The organism is Ralstonia sp. A12 (genome assembly GCF_000801955.1).
GTDB lineage: Bacteria > Pseudomonadota > Gammaproteobacteria > Burkholderiales > Burkholderiaceae > Ralstonia.
Genome location: NZ_JSZO01000016.1, coordinates 1 through 21,898, shown reverse-complemented (window position 1 = coordinate 21,898; position 21,898 = coordinate 1). Strand labels below are relative to the sequence as shown.

The following is a 21,898-nucleotide window of genomic DNA, read 5'->3' as shown; positions in this document are numbered from 1 at the left end:
CTTCATGAAGATTGCGAACACCAAGCGTTGCCTGCCCCATGTACTGGCTGCCCTGCTGCTGATGGCCGGCGGCGCTACCGAGGCACTTGCTCAAACGTCCACGGTTAACGTAACGGGCAACATTACCGGGAATTGCCAGATTACGGGGGGGGCGTCGCTCACGATTCCTCTTGGTGACGTTGCAGCCAGCACGCTCACGGCAGTTGGCGCTGTCTCTCCTACTGCCGGGATGCAAAACATCACACTGAGCTGCACCGGCAGTCCCGGAATGACGATGACGATGACTGGCACGCAACACTCCGCCACCTCGGACACCACCGTGCTGGCTTTGACCGGCTACGGTAACCCCGGGGTTGCGCGCGGCGTGGGTGTGCAGCTTTTGTATAGCGTCGGCACGACTGGCACACCCACGACGCTGCTGAGCCGCAACGTCGGCGTCCCGATTACCGGCGCCAGCACCGTCACGGTGCGCGTTGGGGCGCGCTACTACACCACCGGGCTGGTCGGGGCAACCCCGGCTGCCGGTACGGCCAATACGACGGCCACGTTGACGTTCACCATCAACTGATCGCGGGGCATCGTCTGAGACAACGATTGCAAGTACCGTCTTTTTTCTCGCGTGTGAGTAGGCACTTCAATGTTGTTAGGCGGCGAGATGATGCGAGATGCTGGGCAATTGGAATCAATCGATCTTCATGGTTTGTGAAGTCATAATCGAAGTGTTTCCATGAACACGAGTGAAAATATTGGGCTGTCTGTGGGTGATGAGGTAGTCAACTGCGCCTTGTGTAATTGGATTCTTGAGTAAATTGGAGTGGCCATGTTTTCATTTCGTTATTTTCTGGCATTAAAACAGCGCCATCTCGGCTTATGTTTTGTCTGGCTGCTCAGCCTGGGTGCGTGGATTTTCTCCTCGTCTGTGTACGCGCAAACCTGCTCTATTCCTGTTCAGTCAGGGCCTCAGACGGTCAATTTTGGCACTATCACGGTGCCGGCAAGTCTTGCAGTAGGCGGCATCATCGCGGAGCAAGTCTCTTCCCCTGGATGGACCACGAATCCCTTCTGCACTGCCGGTACCATTAATTATCGCTACGAGTTGACTAGGTTCACTGCCGCAACCTCTATCCCAAATGTTTATGCAACAAATATTCCAGGGGTTGGTCTCTCAGTCCAACTCTTGGACAATGGGTTCGACGGTGGCCTTTTTTTTCCTATGCAGGGATCGACGAGTCGGGGGCCAGGGCAAGGGTTTCAATACACCAATCGAACCTTTAGGGCCCGTCTCGTAAAGACTGGTGCGATTACGCCTGGTACCATTGCAGCCGGTCAGGTTGCTAGATCCGTCACGAATAACGTGGTGAATATAAGTTTAAATTTTGCCGCGGCCTTCACGGTTCAAAACCCTACTTGCTCGGTCAACACGGCGAGCATCACCATTCCGCTGGGTAACGTCGCGGCTAGCTCGTTCGCTAACGTCGGCTCGGTATCCACCACCCGTGGACCCCAAAATATCGGGCTGACTTGCGCCGCTTCGCCACGCGTCAGAATGTCGTTGCAAGGTACACGAGCCGCTGGTGGCCCCACTACGACGGTGGCCTTGACGGGAGCGGGGGGCGCGGGTGTTGCACAAGGCATTGGCGTGCAGGTGCTCTTTGGCGGTGCCCCGCTGGTCGTCAATTCCACGACCCTGACGACAGTGAGCAACGCTGCTGGCGCCGCGTTGAATGTGCCGATTTCTGCTCGCTACTACCGCACCGGAACCGTCACGGCTGGCCGTGCAAATGCGAGCGCGACGCTGCGGTTTGACTACAACTGAGGCCGCCAGGCGGTAGTAAAGAAAAAAGGGCTTGAACCAACGGTTCAGGCCCTTTCTGCATGTTGGAAGCGCCTCAAGCGCCGTGCGCCATCAAGCCGGCGCAAAAAACCGCTCGTGCAGTTCTTCCAGCCCCAGCGTGCTGATCACCTCATGCAGCCGCTCGGTGGGGCGCCGGCGCGGCAGGTTCTTGTACTGCGCAATGATCAGCTCGTTCTTCATGGAATGTTCCCAGCCGACCAGTTCCGTCACGCTCACTTGATAGCCGTGGGCTTCCAACTGCAGGCAGCGCAGCACGTTGGTGACCTGGCTGCCGAATTCACGCGTGTGCAGCGGGTGGCGCCAGATCTCGGTCAGCGCGTTGCCGAGCGATTTGCCTTTGTTCTTGCGCAGCACGCCGGCCACCTCTGCCTGACAGCACGGCACGATCACGATGGACTGCGCATGCTTTTCCAACGCAAAGCGGATGGCGTCGTCGGTGGCTGTGTTGCAGGCATGCAGCGCGGTCACGATGTCGATGGTGGCCGGCAGGCGGTCTGACGTAATCGACTCCGCTACTGACAAGTTCAGGAACGACATGCCCTTGAAGCCGAGCCGCGCGGCAAGCTCGGTCGACTTGGTGACCAGTTCTTCGCGCGTTTCAATGCCGTAGATGTGCGAGGTGCCGTCGCCGGGTTGTTCTTTGCAGAACAGGTCGTACAGGATGAAGCCCAGGTACGACTTGCCAGCGCCGTGATCGACCAGCGAGACATGCCCCTTGGTTTGCTGCACATCAGCCAGCAGCGGCTCGATGAACTGGAACAGGTGATACACCTGCTTGAGCTTGCGGCGGCTGTCCTGGTTCATCTTGCCGTCGCGCGTCAGGATGTGCAGTTCCTTGAGCAGCTCGATGGACTGGTTGGGGCGGATTTCGTGGGTGGTGTTGGACATCGTCAGGACAACTTGGGCGCACTGCAGCGTGGGCGCAGGCGCCGGGAGAAAAGCGGAAGTGGGTGCCAGTTTACCGAAAGCGGGGCGAGCCCGTATGCCGTCGGTTGTCTGGGGTCCGTAAAAAGACTATATTCAGTCCTGTCCGAACTGGTCAGGAACCACCATGCGCTACTCCTCTCAAGTCAAACCGATCAGCTATCTCAAAGCCAATGCTGCCGAGGTGCTCACGCAATTGGCCGAGCAGCGGGCGCCGTTGGTCATCACCCAGAACGGAGAAGCCAAGGCCGTTCTGCAGGATGTGGCTTCCTATGAAGAGACGCAGGAAACGCTTGCGCTGCTGAAGATCCTGGCACTGGGCACGCAAGAGGTGGCAGACGGCAAGGTCAAGCCCGCTGGTGATGTGCTGGCACGTTTGCGCGCCAAGCGTTCGGAGGGCTGATGGCCAAGGCGTCAGCAGCGTTTCAGGTGTTGCTCACGCAGGGTGCTGAGCAAGACCTGGAATCGATCTACGACTACATCGCCGAGTTTGATTGCATTGCCAACGCAAACTACGTGCTCGACCAGCTTCAGGAGGTTGTGGAGAGCCTGGCGATGCACCCGGAGCGCGGCAATTACCCGAAAGAACTGGCCGCGCTTGGTATCAAGGAGTTTCGGCAAACCGCGTTCAAGCCGTATCGGGTGATTTATCGCGTCTCGGGCAACCACGTCATCATTTACCTCATTGCCGATGGGCGGCGCGACATGCAGTCGGTGCTGGCGCGCAGGCTGCTGGGTGCCTGAGCGTACGACTGCGTATCTCATTTCATCGCATCTCATGTCATGACGCCCGCGACGGGCGCCACTGTGTTTTCTCTGATTCACCTTTGCATGTCTGAACCACTGAATGCCCCTCTGGGTGCTCCCCTTGTTGCCGTGATCGGCGCTGGCCCTGCCGGGCTGATGGCCGCTGAAGTGTTGTCTCGCCAAGGCGTGCGTGTGGCGGTGTTCGATGCCATGCCGTCGGCGGGGCGCAAGTTTCTGCTGGCGGGCATTGGCGGGATGAACATCACGCATTCGGAGCCGCTGGACGCGTTTCTCGGGCGCTATCGCGCGCGGCGCGATGCCCTTGCGCCGCTCATCAACCGCTTCAACCCCGATGCACTGCGCGCGTGGATTCATGGGCTTGGCATCGATACGTTTGTCGGCAGCTCGGGCCGTGTGTTTCCGACCGAGATGAAGGCGGCGCCGTTGCTGCGCGCGTGGTTGCATCGGCTGCGTGAGGCGGGCGTGCAGTTGCAGATGCGGCATCGCTGGGTTGGTTGGGGGGCCGCGTCGGAACCGGGCCATGCACAGGTACTGCGCTTCGACACACCTGACGGCGAGCGCGTTGTGCAGGCCGATGCCGTTGTTCTCGCCATGGGTGGGGGCAGTTGGCCGCGCCTGGGTTCGGATGGCGCCTGGGTGCCGCACCTGGCGGCGCGCGGTGTGCAGGTGTTGCCGCTCCAGCCCGCCAACTGTGGGTTTGATGCAGACTGGAGCGCGTATTTTCAGGAGCGCTTTGCGGGGCAGCCCGTCAAGTCGGTTGGCATTGGCTTGCCGTCGGGTGACGACGGTGCGCTGCAATTCCGCCAGGGCGAGTTCATGGTCACGCAGACGGGGGTGGAGGGCAGCCTCGTCTATGCGTTGTCAGCGCCCATTCGCGATGCGCTTGCCGCAGACGGTGAAACGACGATCTGGCTGGACTTGGCGCCCGGGTGGAGTGCGCAGCGTGTGACCGATGAGCTGATGCGCCCGCGCGGCGCGCGCTCGATGTCGAGCCATCTGCAGAGCAAACTGAACATCACCGGTGTGAAGCTGGGGCTGCTGCGCGAGTGTCTGTCGAAGGAGGCGTTTGCCGATCTCGCGCAGTTGGCCGCTGCCATCAAGGCGTTGCCATTGCGGCTCACGCGCACCCGGCCCATCGACGAGGCGATCAGCAGCGCGGGCGGCGTGGCGTTTGAAGCGCTGGATGCGAACCTGATGATCGAGCAACTGCCCGGCGTGTTCTGCGCTGGCGAGATGCTCGATTGGGAAGCGCCGACCGGCGGTTACCTGCTGACGGCATGTTTTGCGACGGGCGCAGCAGCCGGGCACGGCGTGCTCGACTATCTGGCGACGCGCTAGGGGATTAGCGCGCCTTGAGGCGCCACAGCGACGTGACCTCGGCAACGCGCGCCTTGTAGAGCGGGTCGTTTTCATCCGAGGCTTTCGGGTGCTTGGGCTTGATGTCGTTGCGGCCAATGACTTGCAGGCCGGCGGCGTCGATCATCGTGAGTAGCGCTTCGCGCGTGCGCAGGCCGAGGTGCTCGGCAAAGTCCGACAGGATCAGCCAGCCCTCGCCACCGGGCTCCAGGTGTGCGGCAAGACCGTTGAGAAAGCCCCGCAGCATGACGCTGTCCGGGTCATAGACTGCGCGCTCGATTGGCGAGCTTGGCCGCGCCGGCAGCCACGGCGGATTGCACACGATGAGCGGCGCACGCCCTTCGGGAAAGAGATCGACGTCAACAACGTCCACCTGGGTTTGCAGCCCGAGGCGCGTCAGGTTGTCTCGCGCGCAAGCCAGCGCACGCGGGTCCTGATCGGTGCCGATGACGCGCTTGACGCCGCGCTTGGCGAGCACCGCAGCCAGCACACCGGTGCCTGTGCCGATGTCGAATGCCAGCGCTTTCGACGGCAGCGGTGCCTGCGCGACCAGATCAAGGTATTCCCCCCGCACGGGCGAGAACACACCGTAGTGCGGGTGAATGCGCGCGCCATCCAGCGCGGGAATCTCCACACCCTTCTTGCGCCATTCGTGCGCACCGATCAGGCCAAGCAGCTCGCGCAGCGAGACGACGGAAGCGGCTTCACCCGCGCCATACGCTTCATTGCAGGCTTCGCGCAGGTCAGGCGCGCGGCGCAGCGGGATCGTGTAATCGGCATCCAGCGGAATCAGCAGCATGCCGAGCGTGCGTGCGCGTTGCGATTGCGCCTGACGGTGGAAGTTGAATGCCTCGATGGGCGAGGTGGCTTCCTTGCGCGGCTTGCCGGATTTGCCACCCGCGGTGCGGCGGGACATGGCCTGCAGCAGTTGGCGCGCGTTCTGGAAGTCGCCGCGCCAGAGCAGTGCCGTGCCTTCGCAGGCCAAGCGGTAGGCGGTGTCCGCGGTGGTGCGGTCGTCGGCAATGACGACGCGCTTGGGCGGCGGGTTACCGGCTTCGGAGTGCCACTGGGCGGTGTGGACGGCGTCGGTTTCAACGTCGGTCCAGGTGAGGGTGGGGTGATCGGTCACGGGGGAATTCGTAAGAAGCGGGCGATGGCGCCGTAGTGGGCGACACGATACCGCTGGCGGTAGAAACACACAATGCGGGGCAGGCGCCCGGCGCTGCACTCCGCTAGCGGTGGAGGGGCTTCAAGTGCAGCGCAATCTCGTCGGTCACGATCTGGAGAAGCGCCGGCCAATCCATTGGCAATCGTACAAACACGCTGTTGTTGTTGTCCGATGAGACGCAGCGTTTGATCTGGCTGACAACGCCCACGGCGTCACATTGAACGTGAAGGATGCGCGTGGTTGTGGACGGATGCCACGCCACCTTGCCGAGGAAGTAGGTGCGCGCACAGCCGCGCTCGACCGGGTCGAAGACGAGGTCAAAGTGGGTGGTTAAGAACGTGTGGAGTTCTTGTCTTGTCATGTTCTGGCGCCATCGCGCTGTTGTTCCAGTGCGGATTCGACGGCCGCCAGATCCTGGGGGCGTGCCACGCGGTACTTCTGGGCGGTTGCCAGGACTGGCGCCTCAAGCAGGCGGGCGTACTGCTCACGACGTTGCGTGAAGGTGTCCCACGCCCAACGGATGGGGTGGCCTTTGTCGAGCCACGCCGCAAATGCCTCGGTATTGCCTGTGCTTGGCCACAGTTCGGCCTTGGTGACGGCACGCCAGAATGAGCGCCGGATCACCCGCCACATGATCACCGGGCGGGCGTAGTCCAACCACACGACGTGTGTGGCGCGCGCCAGCACAACGTCGCGCACGCCGGGGTAGTTGCCATCGCAGACCCACGACGCGCCGGCGACAGCGGCCTGCACCCTGCGATGGAACTCCGCAGGGTCGTCAGTGGCCAGTGCTTTCCAATCCGCTTGCCAGTTGATGGCATCGAGCTCGATATACGCGGCCTGGGTGGACGCGGCCAGCCGCCGGGCGAGCGTTGATTTGCCTGCCCCCGATGTGCCGATGACAGCGATTCGCATCCGGATGCTCCCAGTCTTGCAAGGGGCACGAGGATAATCCGAAAGGCCCGATGCCGCGCTGATGCGTTGGCGGATGCGGCCTTGCATCGCCTGTGGCCTCGCCAGTTGTTGCGATTCTTCCTCTGTAAGTGATGCTTTAGACACTCGTAGAGGGCGGTTTCGCCGGTCAGGCAGTGTAAACTCCAGCCTTTTTTTGGCACTCGTAGCATGGCGCACGCCCAGCAACGCAGGGCGCTCAGCGGCCCTGCGCTGATCCGCATACTTGCTCGCCTGACGGACGCTGACGTTTCCGAATCCGGGCAGCCGCTTTCAGACAAGCTGAGCCAATGGCTCAGTTGGACGGATGCCATCACGCTCTCGACGGCGCTCAGCGCCAGTCCGCCGGCCATCGCCCCCAGTGTGCGGTCCGCCGGCATGGACGCCGAGACCATGTGCAGCCGCGTCCGTACCGCACTGGCGAAGTCCATTGCCGCCGCCTGCGCGCTAGATGGCAGGCCGGGCGGAGGCGCGCGCGCGCCCATTCAAACCGCAGCGCCGGCCGCACCGGTCGACTATGCCGATCTCCGGCAGCGCTACGTCTTGATGCAGCAGACGATGGAAATGGACATTGGCGACCTGCGTGGCCGCCTGCGACGCGTGCTGGCAGCAAAGACGCCGGATCTGGCCCGGCTTGCGGTGCTGGACGCCAGTATGGAGCAGGCGCTCGGGGGCCGCGAGCGCACGCTGTTGAGTGCCGTCCCGACACTGCTTGGGCAGGTCTTCGAGCGGTTGCGCGCTGCCGAACAACCGCCGGCCGATACGCCACCAGAGAGCACTGCGCAACCTGTTCCAGCCATCCAACCCCCATCCCGTGCGTGGTTGCACGCGTTCCGCAAGGACATGCAGAGCGTGCTCCTCGCAGAGCTGGATGTTCGTTTTCAACCGGTCGAGGGGCTGCTTGCCGCCCTTCGTACCCGCTAGCAGGACACCATGTCCAGACATCACCTGAATCTCGTTGTTTTCTTTGTTGGGCTGGCCGCCTTGGGGTGGATCGCCGCTGGCTACATCGTGGGCATGAACCCGTTGGCGCTGGTCGTCACGATCGTGATTGGCGCCGCCTACGTGGCGGGTGCGCTGGAATTGCGCCGCTATCAGCAGGCTACGGGCACGCTCACGCAGGCCGTGGCTGGGCTGTCTGAACAGCCGCCCAAGCTGGGCGCTTGGCTGGAGCAACTGCACCCGAGCCTGCGCAACGCCGTGCGCCTGCGCGTGGAAGGCGAGCGTGTTGCACTGCCTGGGCCCGCGCTGACGCCGTATCTGGTCGGTCTGCTGGTGCTGCTGGGCATGCTCGGGACGTTGCTCGGCATGGTGATGACACTCAAGGGCACGGGCGCCGCGCTGGAGAGTGCAACCGACCTGCAGGCGATTCGCGCGTCGCTGGCCGCACCTGTCAAGGGGCTGGGGTTCTCGTTCGGCACGTCGATTGCCGGTGTGGCCACATCCGCCATGCTGGGGTTGCTGTCTGCGCTGTGCCGGCGTGAGCGGCTGCAGGCTGTTCAGGCGCTCGATACCAAGACCGCCACGACGCTGCGCATCTATTCGCACGTCCATCAGCGTGAAGAGACGTTCAAGTTGCTGCAACGGCAGTCCGATGCAATGCCTGCACTGGTTGATCGGCTGCAGGCCATGATGACAGCCCTGGAACAACAGGGCGCTGCCAGCAGCGAACGCCAGATCGCCAGCCAACAGGCGTTTCTCGACAAGACGGAGGCGGCCTACCGTGACCTTGCGTCTTCGGTCGGGCAGTCGTTGCAAGACAGTGCGGCCGAGAGTGCACGCGTTGCCGGTGCGGCACTTCAGCCGGTGGTCGATACGACGATGGCGGGGCTTGCCCGCGAATCCGCCGCCTTGCATGAGACGGTGACGCATGCCGTGCAGCGTCAGTTGGATGGCCTGTCGACGCGCTTCGAGGCCACGGCCGAGACGGTCTCGGGCATCTGGAACACGGCCTTGTCGGAGCATCAGCACGCAAGCGCTGCGCTGGTCGGGCAGGTGGGCACGTCGCTGGACCGGTTTGCCGAAACCTTTGAACAACGCTCGGCGCGTCTGCTTGAGGGCGTTGCAGAACGCCTGGACGCCACGGTGGGCAGCCTGTCCGGTGTCTGGGGCGATGCGCTCGCGCGGCAACAACAGACGCACACAGAACTGGCGGGCCGCAACCAGCGCGCCCTGGAGGCCGCGGCTGCCACGTTTGAGCAGCACGCTACCTCGTTGCAGGCTGCGTCTCGCCAATCCCATGTGGAGCTGCAAACCGCGCTGGAAGCCCGTGACCAGCAACGTCTGGCGGCCTGGACCGATGCGCTGGGCGCGATGGGCGCCAAGCTGAGCCAGGCGTGGGAGATGGCGGGCGCCGACACCGCGAGCCGTCAGCAAGAAACTTGCGACGCGCTGGCCAAGACCGCGCGCGAGATGGCGACGCTGCTGGATGCGTCGCGCCAATCGCATGTGGAGTTGCAAAACGCGCTGGAAGCACGTGATCAACAACGTCTGGCCGCTTGGACCGATGCGCTTGGTGCAACAGGAACCAAGCTGAGTCAGGCGTGGGAGATGGCAGGCGCCGACACCGCGAGCCGCCAGCAGGAAACCTGTGACGCGCTGGTCAAGACCGCGCGCGAGATGGCGACGTTGCTGGATGCGTCGCGCCAATCGCATGCCGACCTGCAAGCCGCGCTGGAAGCGCGCGACCAGCAACGTCTGACTGCCTGGACGGATGCGCTGGGCGCGATGGGCGCCAAGCTGAGCCAAGAATGGGAGAAGACGGGCGCCAACACCGCGAACCACCAGCAGGCAACTTGCGAAGCGCTGGCACAGACGGCCAGCGACATCTCCGCGCAAACGCAGGCCCATGCCAAGGACACCATCGCCGAGATTTCTCGACTGGTGCAGGCCGCTTCGGAAGCGCCCAAGGCTGCCGCCGAGGTGGTTGCCGAGCTGCGCCAGAAGCTGTCCGACAGCATGGTCCGCGATACGGCGATGCTGGAAGAACGTACGCGCCTGCTGGGCACGCTGGAGACGCTGCTGGATGCAGTGAATCACGCGTCTGCCGAACAGCGCGTAGCGGTGGATGCGCTGGTGGCAAGCTCGGCGGAGTTGCTCGAACGCGTTGGGGTGCGGTTCACGGATCGGGTTGAGGCCGAGACCGGCAAGCTCGGCGCGGTGGCTGCGCAGGTGACCGGCAGTGCGGTTGAGGTGGCGAGCCTGGGCGAAGCGTTTGGAGTGGCCGTGCAGTTGTTCGGCGAATCGAACGACAAGCTGGTGGCGCACCTGCAGCGCATTGAAGCGGCGCTGGACAAGTCGCTCACGCGCAGCGACGAACAGCTTGCCTACTACGTGGCGCAGGCCCGGGAAGTGGTGGATCTGAGCATGCTGTCGCAAAAGCAGATTCTTGAAGACCTGCAGCGCTTGGGTGACCAGCGGGCCTTGGCCGGCACCGAAGCAGCATGAACGACGAACTTGACGGCGGCCTGGAGGCCGCGCCGGTCTGGGCTGCATTTGGCGACCTGATGTCGGTGGTGCTGGGCGCCTTCGTGCTGATCTTGGTGGGCGTGATCGGCGTGCAGCTGGAGCTGTCGTCCAAGCTGGAGAACGAGGTCAAGCAGCGCGAGGCCGAGGCCCAGCGCCGCAAGACGCTTGAGCAGGCACTGGCAGGCCCGCTGGCGGCAGGGCGCGTGACGCTCGTGAACGGGCGGATCGGCATCAACGGCAACGTGCTGTTTGCGCTCAACTCCGACCAATTGCAGCCGGAAGGCCGCACGCTGATGAAGAGCCTGGCAGGCCCGCTGGCGGCCTATCTCAAGTCTCGTGACGAGATCTTGATGGTGAGCGGGTTTTCCGATGACCAACAGGTGCGGGCGGGCAATCGCCAGTTTGCCGATAACTGGGAGCTGTCAGCCAAGCGCGCATTGACGGTGACGCGCGCACTGATTGACGAGGGTATCCCCGCGTCGAGTGTGTTTGCGGCGGCGTTCGGCTCGCAGCAGCCTGTGAGTTCCAATGCGGACGACGTAGGCCGCGCCAAGAACCGACGCGTGGAGATCGCACCTGTGCCGAGGCAGTCGGCTTCCAACGGTGGGCGTCGTGAATCCAACTGATTCGTCCACGCAGGCCACGCTCGACGATTGGCGCGCACGCGGTGCGGATCGCCTCAACCGTGTGCGCTTTCACTTCATCGAAGCGCTGCACCGTCGTGCGGCCAGCCAAACGGGTGAGGCGCGGCGCGTCCTGGATGAACGGCTGGGCAACTTGATTGCGGCCTATGCGGATGATTTCGATCGCGCAGCGCCTGTGCCTGACGTGAGTGAGGTCGCAGGTGAGCCGGCCCGCAGCGCGCTGGCTGAACTGCTTGCTGACATCGCCAGCCATGCGCGCGAGGATGCCAGCCGCGCTGCAACCAATGCACTGGGGCGTCATCCTCATGTCCCCGCCGAACTGAAGATTCTCGAAGACGTGCGGGAGACCTGGTCCCGCGTCAGCGCCGAGAAGCAGTTGCGCGATTCACTGGATCAAGTGCCGACCAATGCTGGCCCTCTCAATTCGAGCAGCCTAGTGCACCGGTCGCTGCTGCTGATGCGCGAGGTATCGCCGGAGTATCTGCGGCAGTTCCTGTCGTATGTGGATGCGCTGTCGTGGCTGGAGCGGATGGGCGGGGACGGGGCAGTGGCCGGTCAGGAGGCGGGGCGTGGTAGCGCGGGTGGCAAGAGTGCGCGGAGCAAGTCGCGCTAGTTAGAACGCTTGCGCCACGTTGCTGACAAAAAACGCGTCATGCACTGACGACTTTGTTTTTTCCGGCACGTTTGGCCTGGTACATACCGCGGTCTGCGCGCTGGATTGCCGCCATGGGGGCTTCGTCCTTGCCAAGCTCCGCCACGCCGGCGGAGAACGTAATGAAGAGCCGGGTATCACCGGCGGCAAAGAAGCGCTGAGTGAGGGTGCGTTGCAGCCGGATGACGGCTTGCACGCCGTCTTCCAGGCACGTGTCGGGCATCAGGATGACGAACTCTTCGCCACCAAAGCGTGCGAGTGCATCTTGCGGGCGGATCGATTCGCGCGCCACCTGGGCCAGATGTGACAGGGCATCGTCGCCGAAGCTGTGCCCGTGGGCATCGTTGATCGACTTGAAGTCATCGATGTCCAGGAAAGCGATCGACAGGGTGGAGTTCTGATGCGCGGCGCGGGCAACCTCGCGCTCCAACGCTTCCTCCAGGCCTTTGCGGTTCAGTGCGCCGGTCAGCAGGTCGTGACGCGCCGAGGCCGATGCCATGTCGAGCGCCTTGCGAAGGCTCGCCACTTCGGCCGCGGCGTCTTCGGCCTTCTTCTTCATCGCCGAGAGTTCGTCGCGATTATGCGCTGCCTGCAATGACATCCAGCGCGTGGCCGACAGCGCATCCTGGATGGCGGGGGCAATCTCGGAGATCGTCTTGGCAGACTCGATCTTCTTGGCGCACGCTTCCATCTGGTGGTGGTGCTCGTCAGAGGTTTCGGCCGCAGCGGACAACCGCTCCATGAAGGAGGCCAGGAGCTGCTTCATCTCTTCCTGGGCTTCGATCGACTTGGCCTTCAACGCGCCTTGTTTGTGGATCACCTCTCTGAGGCGACGCCGCACGTCGTCAAGCCGCCGCAGGCTCAAGGGGGCTTCGCTGGCCTTCAGCAGGGCATCAATCTGGCCGCGCAGCCAGCGGTCGTCCAATGACAACTGGCCGATGTTCTCAAAGACCAACTGCAGCAGGCCCATCAACGATTTGCGAATCTCGTTCTGGTCTTCTGCCGCAAACGATAGTCGATGGTTGAATGCGGCCAGCTTGGCGTTCAGCGTGGTGAGGTTTTCTGTTTCTGAGCGGCACGCCTTGATCAGTGCCCAGGCAACGGCGCTGACCGCAGCCTCGTCTTCGCCCAGCGCAGGCAGGCAGTACTCAACTGTGCGCGCAAGCTGTTCGCACAAGTCCCGCACCAGGGTGGTCCGTTCTGCGTTCTGCGTGTCCCCAGTTGGCTTGTTGCCGGCAATTTCGTAGTAAATCGCGGCAAAGTTGTCTGGCGTGGGGGTCAACCTGCGTGAGGCCAGCAGCTTGAGAGCGTGCCGCGCGGTCTCCGAGGGGTTGTTTTCTGTCATGCCTTACCGCGGGGGAGGGAGGAGGAATCAGAGCGCGATTTTCCACGGTTCCGGGCATATCGAAAAGTCGTTCAAAAGTTTGTGTGGGTGTTTTGCTGTATATGCGTCCTATTTTGTTTCGGTGATAAGACAAGCATTGAGCAACCGTTTGAGCCGGTTGTACGGCGGGCCTGTTTATCAGCGTTCGCTGCCTAAGCGATATTCGATCGCTTGAATAATGAGCGATGCAGAAACGGCAAGCCGCACAGCGCGCTACCTTTGCCCGGCTTGCCTTTTTTGTCAGGCGGGATGATCGATACGCAATCGTTCAACAATGCGACCATTGACGAGATGTTCGTCGACGATTTCGTCGATGTCCGTGGCGTCGATATAGGTGTACCAGACCGCCTCGGGGTAAATCACCACCGCCGGGCCGTTCTCACACTGCGCGAGACAGCCCGCACGATTGACGCGGACATGGCCCGCCAAATGCGGAGCGGCCTCTGCGAAACGCCGCTTGGCATACGCGCAGAGTTTCGTCGCGCCGTGCTGCTCGCAGGCATCGCCGTCTTCGCGGCGATTGGTGCAGAAGAAGATGTGGCGCTGATAGAGCGTCATGGCGTGGGCTCCGTCGTGGTATGCGTCGGTGCATTCAGAGAGGGCGTCGCGACGGCGTTCAGACGTTTCTTGGGCGTCCACTGGATGATCACGATCCCGCTCAGCAGGATGACGGTGCCCAGCACCCCGACCCAGGTCATGCGCTCATGCAGCAGGATGACGGCAAGCACGGTCGACACCAGCGGCTCTAGCAGGCTCGCAATCGCACCGCCGATGGCGCCCGTGCCCTTGAGCCCGCTGAGGAACAGAGTTTGGGCAATTGCCGTGGGCACCGCGGCCACGTACAGCAGCATCGCCCAGCCACCGGGCGAGTAGTTCAGTTGCAGGCCTTCGACCAGGCCGAAGGGCAGCAGCGCGAGCGCACCGATGGCGAAGCCGATTCCACCGGCGTGCATGGGCCCGCAGACCGAGCCTGAAGCGCGCGCTGCCAGCACATAGAACGCCTGGCAGACTGCACATGCAACGGCGATGGCCACGCCGATCCAGAACCCATGGCTGTTCTGGTTGACTTCGGTGGGCAATCCTACAAGCAACACCGTTCCCACAATGGCCGTCACCAGCGCAAGCAGGGTCTGCGCCTGCAGGCGCTCACCCAGCCACACCACCGAGATCAGTGCCACGAAGATCGGGGCGCCACAGATGCTGATCAGCACCGAGATGGCGACACCCACACGCTCGATGGCCAGCACGTAGGTGAGCTGGTAGGCCGCCATGCCGAGCCCGAGTCCGACCAGCACGAAAAAGCCACGCATCGTCAGCGGTGCGAGCCACGTGCCGACACGGATGCGCGCCATGACCAGGAGGAACGGTACGGACAGCGCAAGCCGCAAGAAGCTGATCGACACCGCATTGGCGCCACCTGAACCTGACGTGCCCAGCGCGTGAAAGACGATGCCCGTTGTACCCCACAGCGTGGCGGCAGTGAGCACCGCAGCCCAGCCCTCACGCACGGATTTGCTGCTGGTGGTTTCCGTGGGGGCGGGGCGTTGGATCGGGTTGGCGCTGTCCATGGTTATGCCAAAGCTCCGTTCATGGTGAGGGGCATGAAAACTGCAACTGCAATACAACCGGCGCACACCCAGACAACGCCCCAGGCTCGGCGCCAGCGCATCGGGGGCGACTGGCACGTACCTGGGGCGGAACAGTTCAGAAGGGTCCTTCGCGCAATGGCGCTATAATTATCGACATGGTTGTCAAAGTTGACGCCAGTGTCAAATATTGGAGATGGGAGGGGCTAAGCAGATGGCAATGGTCAGGCAGTTCGATGAGGAAGCCGTGCTCGGCAAGGTGCTGGAGCTGTTCTGGGTCAAGGGCTGGCAGGCGACGTCCATGGCCGACCTGGCTGAAGCCACCGATGTCCAGCGCGGCTCCCTGTACCACGCGTATGGCAGCAAGGAGCACCTGTTCCAGCTCGCGTTTGATCGATATGCGGAAACCGTTCTGACCGAGTCTCGGCAGGCGCTGGACGCCCCGACCGCACGTCTCGCGCTGGAACGCTTCTTTGACGTGTCCATCATCAGCATGACGGCCGACCTGCCGCCGCGAGGCTGCTTCACGACAAAGACGGCGGTGGAGAGTGACGCGATTGGCGAGACCATGCAAAACCGCGTGCGTGACCTCCTGGAACAGCTGGAGGCGGTCATCGCCGAAGCGCTGTCTCACGATGCGTTGCGGGCGTCGTTGGCGGTGCCGCCCGATAGCGCCGCCCAGGCCATCATCGCGTTCACGCGCGGGCTTGCCGTGGTGGAACGCATCTATCACGAGCCAGCGCGGCTACGTGAACTGGCAGCACTTCAGATCAGGCTTCTCGTTGGGCCTGAGGCAGGTAACTGACTCGGATCTACCCACGTGAAGCCCAGCGCCGTGATGCTGTTCATGCGCGCCCGGAAGTCGGCAAAACCCGGTTGGCGCTGACCGTGTTGATCAGGTTTGGAATGTTGCTGAACTGGCGGTGCGTGTAAACGAAGATAAGGTGTCCGGATGGACACCTTATGCTGAACGGCACACGCAAAGAGACGCACCGCACATCGAAAAATGGTGGGACGTACAGCAATCAAAAAGCTGCTGCAAAGCCTTGTCGCTAAGCCATTCTTCTGAATCCGCTGTCTCGAGTTGCCCCCAGTGTTGCCCCCAGGAGCCTAAATTTGCTTGCAGGTGTCTCAAATGCACCACAGCTACCGGGTCGAACATTTCCTAGCGTGGCGGTGCAGGCCAAGGTTACGCTGGCGGGGTGCGGCAGTGACATCTACTGTTTCACTGCCTTAAGGGCGACGTTGGATTGCCCACGTTTGAAAAGAAGATATTGCTCTTCTGTGCCGAAAAAAACCTGGCCCGTCGTTTTTGGACCGACGCCCTTTACGTCGAGCGTTCCCGAATATTGCCAGAGTGTCCAGGGATTGCTTCCACGTAACTGGATACCCGACGCTCCATAGCTACCGAGCCAGACCATGAAATCGTCCGCACGCTGGTCGACAAAGGTAAAGAGATTGTTGCGATTGCCATAGAGCAGAGGTGTCTTGCGGTAGTGCGCCCGGACATAAGAAGCGAGTTCCAGGATATTGTCTTTGGCCCTTTCGAGCCCCATGGCATTGAAGCAGGCGAGTTGCTGTTCATTTTCGCCTTTTGGATTGACGATCTCGATTGCGAACGGGAGTGCATTCTGATCCACGGGCACAATTCCCGACAGGCTTGTCATCTGATCCTTTGGCGACCGGCAGAAGTCATACTTCAGATAGGCTCCGTAATCGATACCCAGCGCCTTGATGTGCGTCCAGCGGTCGTCAAAGGTTTCGTCCGGTCCTGACCAACCAATCGCTCGCGCATAGATGAAGCGAGGTCGCGTCGTGTTGGAGAAGACCTCCCAGTTGATCTTCCCGTCGGCGGAGGAGAAGTCATATCCCTGTACGGGATAAATGTCGGGGGCTTTGAAAACCTTGATGTCGGGGTGTCCGACAATGCTGCTGACAGGACCAGGAGGCAACGAAAGCTCGGACGCAGTTGTAGGGGGCGGGGGCTGGGGTGTCGACGACTCCGTCTCACTCGACGCGGCGCCGTCCGCAATGGCGGTCCTGTGACCCGAAGGACGGCGGGCGGTCGCCCTTAGGCGGGTGGACGACCTGACCGTATCGCTGAGAAACCCGAAGTTGGACCCAGCAGTTGGGGCGATTGCTGCGACGATTGTTCCGCCATAAACGTTGGCTGCGGCCATCGACGGTCCACTTCCGCGGTCGGACAGGAAGAAGAATCCACCCCAGGCGATATCCTTCTGCGCAGGCCCAATCCAAGGGTCACTGAGATGGAAACTCGAATCCGTCGCGGCACGTTCACGCGCGATTCGTGCATAAGCGCTCGTAAGATAGGTGGCCAATGCAAGGGTGCGTGTGAGACCGCTTTGATGCACGCTGCTCCCGTCGGCAGACACCGTACTGTAGGCATCCCAATAAAGCGGATCTGCCGTGCCTTGCGTAATGCCGCTAATCAGAAGATCGAAGAAAAGGCTGCCGCGCTTGGGATCGAGCGCCGGGACAAGGTCGTCGCTTGAGCCTGCCGTGAGCGCGTAGGAGCCCGGTTTATGGAACGCGTCAGCATTGCCTCCGGGCGAGCCATTCGTGAAAAATCCACCGCCATAACAAGCATTGATCAGCGTTAGCACGTGGAAGTAGCGACTGGCCAGCACCTCGATGTCCGCGGCAAACTCCTGCATCTTGTAGACGTTTGACGAATCGTTAACGTCGCTTGCCCCACTCAGCACGAATGCCGCGCGTGTGTCCGTACTGCCATCCGACTTGCCATATCGTCCGTGACCGGAGTAGGCGATCAGGAGCCGAGCCTTGTTACTGAAGTCGGAGGCGCGATTTGGAAGATAGTCGTCAAGAAAATAGTTGATATTGTCAACTGTCGCGTCCAGATTCCGCAGAACGATGATTTCATCGAATTTCTGTTTTTCGGTCAAGAAACGCACAAGGTTATCCCCGTCCACTGCGGCTGCCGGAATATCATGGCCTGGGAGATTGGGATACTTGTCGTTGACGATAATGAGGCCAATAGAGCGTGTCTCCGCTGCCGTCTTGACACCAACCGCATCGGCAATTCGCGTATCAAGTTTCGCATTGGGATCGCTATTGAAATGGACGAAGAATCGACAGTAAGTTTCCTTCCTCGCCGGAGCCCCGTTTGGACACGTTCCGGAAAACTCGGGGACTTGTGCCGCAGCGCTGGTCAGCATGCAGGCCAAAGAGACCAGCAAGCCTCGCAGCAGTCTTGGCAGCCCGCCATGAACAGATAAGCGCATCACTCAAACTTCGCCACGCCCAGCAACGAATAGAAAGCGCTCGTTTTGCCCTTGAATATGTTGGCATCGAAGGGGTCTTTGAACCCGATCGCCATCGTTGCCGTTTCCGTGTATTGCCAGAGCGCCCAGCGCGCGTCGTTGATGCTGTTAGGGACCTCGCTGGCCCGTGCAGTCTTCGAATAGTCCGCTAGCCATAGTGGGTATGACGAAAGGTTTCCGAACAGGGCTTCCGAGCCAATCCGCTCGCGCCACCATGCTCTTGCCGTGTAGATCATGGGTTTGCGGTGGAGCTCGGTCTCTACCGCAGAGAGGAAGGCACTAACCATCTCGATGATCTCGGCAGGCTTGCGCTTGGCCCAGCGGTCGGGTGCATCCCTTCTTGCCTTGTCCCACTCCAGGTCCACGACGGGAGGCATATCGGTGGCCAGCAGCCCGCCGTTCACCTTGATCACCTTTACGAACGTCGCCGCCTGGGCCTTGCCCCACTCCTGCGCGGGTATTCCTGGATCGCCGCTGGAAAGAAAATGATAGGCGCCACGATGGACCTGACTGCCTTTGGGCAACCTACCGGCGCGCGACCAGAAATTGGAAAACTTTGGATCCAGGTAGTCCGCACCTTGAGTGGCCTTGATGTAGACAAACTGCACCTTCTTCGTGTGAAGCTGCTCAATCGGAAAGGCGAAGGAGGTGTAGTGGCTGACGTCGACCCCAAATAGTGAATCCTGCCGTGGCTTCTTTTCGACTGCGTCAACCTCGACGTCGTTAGGAAAACGAAATGGCCCATAGAGATTGAAATACTCCACTGCCTGATTGGCCCCTTTGGGATCTGCGGCAGCGTCGGCTTGGCGAATCAACGCGAACAGGTCGCCGCGCGAGAGCTCGTCGGTCAGTTCGCCTAATCCCAGGGCTGCCGCACTCGTCCCTGGAGCATCGGATGCATCGGAGCCTGTCACGGCAGATGGCTGGCTTTGCGCGTAAGTGGTCGAGGCAACTGCGAGGAGCATTGTGACGGCAGCAAGAAATCGCGACGAAATGCACATGTTCCGTTGCCTCCAATTTGTCAGCGTGTACTTTTCGGTGCTTGCTTCCAGACCTCACCCATCACGGACACCATCTCATCAGGCAGGGCGCGGCCACGCGTCAAACCTCGACCAAGTGATGAACCGGTTATAGATCATGGCATTTACGGCGGTATCGGCCATTAGTAGGGTGGGTTCATGTAAATTAATTTCATATCTGATTTATGTAAATCAGAAAATCATGAAATGCGGATGTCACGATCTGTAGCACCGTCGATTCATCAGGCTGAAGTTCCGGTCTGACTGGGGGCGTGGAGGAACGTCGTGGACGCCTATGCTCTTACTGGGAAGCATGTCACTCGGCTATTCAACGGACGACCTACTCCCTCAGAGGGGGGCGTTGGCCGTTGGAATTGCCAATAATGCAACGTGCCATGCAAACAATCGGCTTGGTCAATGATTAGATTCTTTGGAGTGGCTATGGTCAGATCACTATGCGCGGCGATTGCAGGCGGAGTCCTGGTGGCGGGGTGCGGACTTTTGCAACCGAGTCTGACAGAACGAGATCGGTACGTCGTCAATACTCCCCTGTATCCGGATAATCGCGTTTTCTATTTTCAAAATGGCGGGAATGGTGATGCCGTCGCGCTGGAATCATCGCTGAAGGTAGATAAGACAAAGAATTACCCAATCCACGGAGACCCGATTACCGTTGTGGTGAATAGTGTTTCTCTACCATATGTTCAGGAAGAAACCGAAAAAACAAGGGATATCGCGGTTATCTTAGACGTGAATACATCGGCAGAAACAAGCCAGGAGCCATTGGTTGTGTGGTACCAGAGGGCGGTGCGAGGGGGGCAGGCATTGAATTTTGCAAACCTCGTCATTTACAGCAGCCATGCCTGGGACGATCGATACGCGCCCTATTTTCGGATTCGCGTGATGGAAGTTGCGGCCGAAACTAACCTTGAAACGCGGGAGGCGCTGGCAGAAGTCCAGAAATATGGCACCGGCATCGCCGCGCTTGCGCAGAACCCGCTAGCCACATCCATCGTCAGTGTAGCGACCAAGGCAGCCAGCCTGGCGCTTGCGTCGAAACAGAATCAGATGATTCTCGATTACACGGCGCAATTCTATGGGCGTCAATATATCGAGACAGGAAACAATCCTTCATTGACGCCGCTCAAGATTGGACGATACGCCTTGCTTGGCCGGTCACGCGCGGATCTCAAAGAAGTTGAATTTTGGAAGAATCGAGATTTCTCTTATTCGGAGCTTGGCTATTTTGCCCTCGAAAAGAAAGCCGGTTCCGCGTCGAATTTCGTACCCATGGCCAGTCCTGTGGTCGTGATGTCAGTCTCCAATAGGGAAATGACGGTGCCAACAGAAGTCTCGGCAAAATCCGCTTACCTCACTCAGTTGATCGTCAAGGCAACTTCCAGCAATTTCGATAGCATAAAAACTGCAAGCGACGATTTGCATAAAAGCATCAATGCCTATATCGCGCAGCAGAAAGTATATAAATATCGAACCAAGGCAGACCTTTACTCTGTTATAACTATTATTTCATCATCGGACTATTCTAGCGAGACGAAAGCCGATATGAATCGTTTCCTGAGAGGTATCACAGGATGCATGAATTTTTCCGAGAGTGATTGGGCCGGTTGGTCGACAAATTACTTACCTGGAATCCCCTTTCTGTCGACGGAAGATCCGCAACGGCCGGGCCAACTTTTGGATATGGATGCAAGCAAATGCAAGACATGATCATAAGGTTCCGGTTCCTGGTGACCCTGATGCTTTCGTGTCTCGTCGTAGGGAGGGTCGCTGCATGTGATCTTGATTCCCCCAATTTGAAGGCGAAGATCAGTGCAAAGATCAATAAAATTCAGTCCAATACGTCTTGTCTCCGGGCTGGCGCGCCGATCGCGGCTCGTGAGCGATGCGCGCCTCAGCCCTCGCCGAAGACACTGGCCGCGTTTGACACACTGCTCGATCAGCTCGGCACGGTGATTGACGAGTGTGATACCGCTGCCTGGCGAAAAGAGCATGCCGACCTCATGGTCGTCAGACGAAAATACTGCGAGGCGTGGGCGGAATTCCAGCAGATACCCACGCCGGCGCTGATGGGCGATATATTCAGGGGGCACGCAGCGGATGCTGGTCTCGCTTGTATGAGGTATGGCGCGCCAGATTCTCTCGAGGATCTTCAAAGCAGCCTCGTTGGATTCATCCGTGATGGTCTTGAATCCGAAACCGCGATCACAGACCGCAGTTTGCGGCGCGATCTTATCGAGAAATGGGTGGACTCCTATGGCGCGCTGACAGGGGAAGTCCATCCGCCGGCGGCGGAGGTGGTCTCGGTGGTCTCTGCTTCGAACGCGTTATGGGACGAGCTCGTGAAGCTCATCATGATGGTTCGAACCGAGACAGGAAAGTTTGACTGCTGCCGTATCTCACGCGAGGACGCCAATACCACCGCAAAGACCATGGAAGACCTTCTAAAGCATCGCCTTTGACCCGCCCGTTTATGGTCCCGGCGCTTCGGCGAAAACCAGTCGTTGGCCCCGCAGGCCTCCCTCCGAATTTTACAACTAACCCTCAAGAAACTGCGTGAGGCCGCCGATAAAGCGGAATGCCTGTCACTCATCCGGTTAGCGTAGGGTGATAGAGCTAGGCTCGTTTTTTCAGGAGCGTTAGCTCTCGTATTCTGCTTCCAAGTGTGCGCGGCTTGCTCAAAATTCTCGAGAGTGAGCTGGGGATTGCGCTTGAGAGGGCTAGTAGACCTGCGCGAAATTGCGTGGCCATGCCCTTGATTTGAACCAAGCAATCAGAGAAAGACGATAACTAGGAATTATCA

At 60.6% G+C, this 21,898-nt stretch carries 21 protein-coding genes; 12 read left to right on the top strand and 9 right to left on the bottom strand.

Annotated elements, in window-relative coordinates; translation table 11 throughout:
* Positions 1-4 precede the first annotated feature (4 nt).
* Positions 5-568: a fimbrial protein gene (locus PI87_RS28615; RefSeq protein ID WP_084210006.1), complete on the top strand. Its 564-nt coding sequence runs from the start codon at positions 5-7 to the stop codon at positions 566-568.
* Positions 569-820: 252 nt separating this feature from the next.
* Positions 821-1,816, top strand: a complete 996-nt coding sequence (locus PI87_RS28610) for a fimbrial protein (protein ID WP_084210005.1) — start codon at positions 821-823, stop codon at positions 1,814-1,816.
* A gap of 90 nt (positions 1,817-1,906) precedes the next feature.
* Here the strand turns inward: PI87_RS28610 and PI87_RS18675 are convergent, their stop codons facing one another.
* Positions 1,907-2,743 carry a class I SAM-dependent methyltransferase gene (locus PI87_RS18675; RefSeq protein WP_039599228.1) on the bottom strand — a complete coding sequence of 279 codons (837 nt, stop codon included), beginning with the start codon at positions 2,741-2,743 and terminating at the stop codon, positions 1,907-1,909.
* A 163-nt stretch (positions 2,744-2,906) separates the two neighbouring features.
* Here PI87_RS18675 and PI87_RS18670 point away from each other — a divergent pair, with 163 nt between their 5' ends.
* From PI87_RS18670 to PI87_RS18660, 3 genes are all read left to right on the top strand, one after another.
* Complete coding sequence (locus PI87_RS18670; protein ID WP_039599227.1) at positions 2,907-3,182, top strand: type II toxin-antitoxin system Phd/YefM family antitoxin; 276 nt, start codon at positions 2,907-2,909, stop codon at positions 3,180-3,182.
* A complete protein-coding gene (locus PI87_RS18665) occupies positions 3,182-3,523 on the top strand; it encodes a type II toxin-antitoxin system RelE/ParE family toxin (RefSeq protein WP_039599226.1) in 342 nt (113 codons plus the stop codon). Before PI87_RS18670 ends, PI87_RS18665 begins: the two co-directional genes overlap by 1 nt.
* An 87-nt stretch (positions 3,524-3,610) precedes the next feature.
* The gene (locus PI87_RS18660) at positions 3,611-4,885 is read left to right on the top strand and encodes a TIGR03862 family flavoprotein (RefSeq protein ID WP_039599225.1); all 1,275 of its coding nucleotides are present in this window, start codon (positions 3,611-3,613) and stop codon (positions 4,883-4,885) included.
* Positions 4,886-4,889: 4 nt separating this feature from the next.
* Here PI87_RS18660 and PI87_RS18655 read toward each other — a convergent pair whose 3' ends face one another.
* The 3 genes from PI87_RS18655 to PI87_RS18645 all read right to left on the bottom strand — a co-directional run bounded on the left by PI87_RS18655 (position 4,890) and on the right by PI87_RS18645 (position 6,986).
* Positions 4,890-6,032, bottom strand: coding sequence for a methyltransferase (locus tag PI87_RS18655; protein ID WP_039599224.1), 1,143 nt, complete (start codon positions 6,030-6,032; stop codon positions 4,890-4,892).
* A gap of 103 nt (positions 6,033-6,135) precedes the next feature.
* A complete protein-coding gene (locus PI87_RS18650) occupies positions 6,136-6,432 on the bottom strand; it encodes a hypothetical protein (RefSeq protein WP_039599223.1) in 297 nt (98 codons plus the stop codon).
* Entirely contained in the window at positions 6,429-6,986 is a 558-nt protein-coding gene (locus tag PI87_RS18645) for a hypothetical protein (RefSeq protein WP_052321600.1), read from the bottom strand. The genes PI87_RS18650 and PI87_RS18645 overlap by 4 nt, the downstream gene beginning before the upstream one ends.
* 207 nt (positions 6,987-7,193) lie before the next feature.
* On the opposite strand from PI87_RS18645, the gene PI87_RS18640 reads away from it, so the two are divergent.
* From PI87_RS18640 to PI87_RS18625, 4 genes are read left to right on the top strand one after another with little or no spacing between them, the layout of a single operon-like run.
* Positions 7,194-7,946 carry a DUF3348 domain-containing protein gene (locus tag PI87_RS18640; RefSeq protein WP_039599222.1) on the top strand — a complete coding sequence of 251 codons (753 nt, stop codon included), beginning with the start codon at positions 7,194-7,196 and terminating at the stop codon, positions 7,944-7,946.
* A gap of 9 nt (positions 7,947-7,955) precedes the next feature.
* A complete protein-coding gene (locus tag PI87_RS18635; RefSeq protein ID WP_039599221.1) occupies positions 7,956-10,469 on the top strand; it encodes a DUF802 domain-containing protein in 2,514 nt (837 codons plus the stop codon).
* Positions 10,466-11,116 (top strand): OmpA family protein, encoded by a 651-nt coding sequence (locus PI87_RS18630; protein ID WP_039599220.1) that lies wholly within the window; start codon positions 10,466-10,468, stop codon positions 11,114-11,116. Before PI87_RS18635 ends, PI87_RS18630 begins: the two co-directional genes overlap by 4 nt.
* A complete protein-coding gene (locus PI87_RS18625) occupies positions 11,103-11,747 on the top strand; it encodes a DUF2894 domain-containing protein (RefSeq protein WP_157003167.1) in 645 nt (214 codons plus the stop codon). The genes PI87_RS18630 and PI87_RS18625 overlap by 14 nt, the downstream gene beginning before the upstream one ends.
* Positions 11,748-11,784: 37 nt before the next feature.
* On the opposite strand, the gene PI87_RS18620 is transcribed toward PI87_RS18625, so the two are convergent.
* From PI87_RS18620 to PI87_RS18610, 3 genes are all read right to left on the bottom strand, one after another.
* On the bottom strand, positions 11,785-13,131 hold the full coding sequence (locus PI87_RS18620; RefSeq protein WP_039599218.1) for a GGDEF domain-containing protein: 1,347 nt from the start codon (positions 13,129-13,131) through the stop codon (positions 11,785-11,787).
* 279 nt (positions 13,132-13,410) lie between these two features.
* Positions 13,411-13,728, bottom strand: coding sequence for a (2Fe-2S) ferredoxin domain-containing protein (locus PI87_RS18615; protein ID WP_039599217.1), 318 nt, complete (start codon positions 13,726-13,728; stop codon positions 13,411-13,413).
* Complete coding sequence (locus PI87_RS18610; RefSeq protein ID WP_052321599.1) at positions 13,725-14,738, bottom strand: DMT family transporter; 1,014 nt, start codon at positions 14,736-14,738, stop codon at positions 13,725-13,727. Before PI87_RS18610 ends, PI87_RS18615 begins: the two co-directional genes overlap by 4 nt.
* Positions 14,739-14,976: 238 nt before the next feature.
* Here PI87_RS18610 and PI87_RS18605 point away from each other — a divergent pair, with 238 nt between their 5' ends.
* Complete coding sequence (locus PI87_RS18605; RefSeq protein WP_232314028.1) at positions 14,977-15,561, top strand: TetR/AcrR family transcriptional regulator; 585 nt, start codon at positions 14,977-14,979, stop codon at positions 15,559-15,561.
* Positions 15,562-15,973: 412 nt separating this feature from the next.
* Here the strand turns inward: PI87_RS18605 and PI87_RS18600 are convergent, their stop codons facing one another.
* Entirely contained in the window at positions 15,974-18,019 is a 2,046-nt protein-coding gene (locus tag PI87_RS18600; protein WP_052321598.1) for a GH25 family lysozyme, read from the bottom strand.
* Entirely contained in the window at positions 18,019-19,059 is a 1,041-nt protein-coding gene (locus tag PI87_RS18595) for a GH25 family lysozyme (RefSeq protein WP_039599215.1), read from the bottom strand. The genes PI87_RS18600 and PI87_RS18595 overlap by 1 nt, the downstream gene beginning before the upstream one ends.
* A 459-nt stretch (positions 19,060-19,518) precedes the next feature.
* Here PI87_RS18595 and PI87_RS28135 point away from each other — a divergent pair, with 459 nt between their 5' ends.
* Both PI87_RS28135 and PI87_RS28130 read left to right on the top strand, forming a co-directional pair.
* Entirely contained in the window at positions 19,519-20,805 is a 1,287-nt protein-coding gene (locus PI87_RS28135; RefSeq protein ID WP_052321597.1) for a hypothetical protein, read from the top strand.
* Entirely contained in the window at positions 20,793-21,557 is a 765-nt protein-coding gene (locus PI87_RS28130) for a hypothetical protein (RefSeq protein WP_052321596.1), read from the top strand. The genes PI87_RS28135 and PI87_RS28130 overlap by 13 nt, the downstream gene beginning before the upstream one ends.
* Positions 21,558-21,898 lie beyond the last annotated feature (341 nt).

What these genes read in the sequence shown, in the direction of transcription:
- PI87_RS28615 (WP_084210006.1), top strand. Translation starts at nt 5, where the DNA reads ATGAAGATTGCGAACACCAAGCGTTGCCTGCCCCATGTACTGGCTGCC.
- PI87_RS28610 (WP_084210005.1), top strand. Translation starts at nt 821, where the DNA reads ATGTTTTCATTTCGTTATTTTCTGGCATTAAAACAGCGCCATCTCGGC.
- PI87_RS18675 (WP_039599228.1), bottom strand. Translation starts at nt 2,743, where the DNA reads ATGTCCAACACCACCCACGAAATCCGCCCCAACCAGTCCATCGAGCTG.
- PI87_RS18670 (WP_039599227.1), top strand. Translation starts at nt 2,907, where the DNA reads ATGCGCTACTCCTCTCAAGTCAAACCGATCAGCTATCTCAAAGCCAAT.
- PI87_RS18665 (WP_039599226.1), top strand. Translation starts at nt 3,182, where the DNA reads ATGGCCAAGGCGTCAGCAGCGTTTCAGGTGTTGCTCACGCAGGGTGCT.
- PI87_RS18660 (WP_039599225.1), top strand. Translation starts at nt 3,611, where the DNA reads ATGTCTGAACCACTGAATGCCCCTCTGGGTGCTCCCCTTGTTGCCGTG.
- PI87_RS18650 (WP_039599223.1), bottom strand. Translation starts at nt 6,432, where the DNA reads ATGACAAGACAAGAACTCCACACGTTCTTAACCACCCACTTTGACCTC.
- PI87_RS18645 (WP_052321600.1), bottom strand. Translation starts at nt 6,986, where the DNA reads ATGCGAATCGCTGTCATCGGCACATCGGGGGCAGGCAAATCAACGCTC.
- PI87_RS18640 (WP_039599222.1), top strand. Translation starts at nt 7,194, where the DNA reads ATGGCGCACGCCCAGCAACGCAGGGCGCTCAGCGGCCCTGCGCTGATC.
- PI87_RS18635 (WP_039599221.1), top strand. Translation starts at nt 7,956, where the DNA reads ATGTCCAGACATCACCTGAATCTCGTTGTTTTCTTTGTTGGGCTGGCC.
- PI87_RS18630 (WP_039599220.1), top strand. Translation starts at nt 10,466, where the DNA reads ATGAACGACGAACTTGACGGCGGCCTGGAGGCCGCGCCGGTCTGGGCT.
- PI87_RS18620 (WP_039599218.1), bottom strand. Translation starts at nt 13,131, where the DNA reads ATGACAGAAAACAACCCCTCGGAGACCGCGCGGCACGCTCTCAAGCTG.
- PI87_RS18615 (WP_039599217.1), bottom strand. Translation starts at nt 13,728, where the DNA reads ATGACGCTCTATCAGCGCCACATCTTCTTCTGCACCAATCGCCGCGAA.
- PI87_RS18610 (WP_052321599.1), bottom strand. Translation starts at nt 14,738, where the DNA reads ATGGACAGCGCCAACCCGATCCAACGCCCCGCCCCCACGGAAACCACC.
- PI87_RS18605 (WP_232314028.1), top strand. Translation starts at nt 14,977, where the DNA reads ATGGTCAGGCAGTTCGATGAGGAAGCCGTGCTCGGCAAGGTGCTGGAG.
- PI87_RS18600 (WP_052321598.1), bottom strand. Translation starts at nt 18,019, where the DNA reads ATGCGCTTATCTGTTCATGGCGGGCTGCCAAGACTGCTGCGAGGCTTG.
- PI87_RS18595 (WP_039599215.1), bottom strand. Translation starts at nt 19,059, where the DNA reads ATGTGCATTTCGTCGCGATTTCTTGCTGCCGTCACAATGCTCCTCGCA.
- PI87_RS28135 (WP_052321597.1), top strand. Translation starts at nt 19,519, where the DNA reads ATGGTCAGATCACTATGCGCGGCGATTGCAGGCGGAGTCCTGGTGGCG.
- PI87_RS28130 (WP_052321596.1), top strand. Translation starts at nt 20,793, where the DNA reads ATGCAAGACATGATCATAAGGTTCCGGTTCCTGGTGACCCTGATGCTT.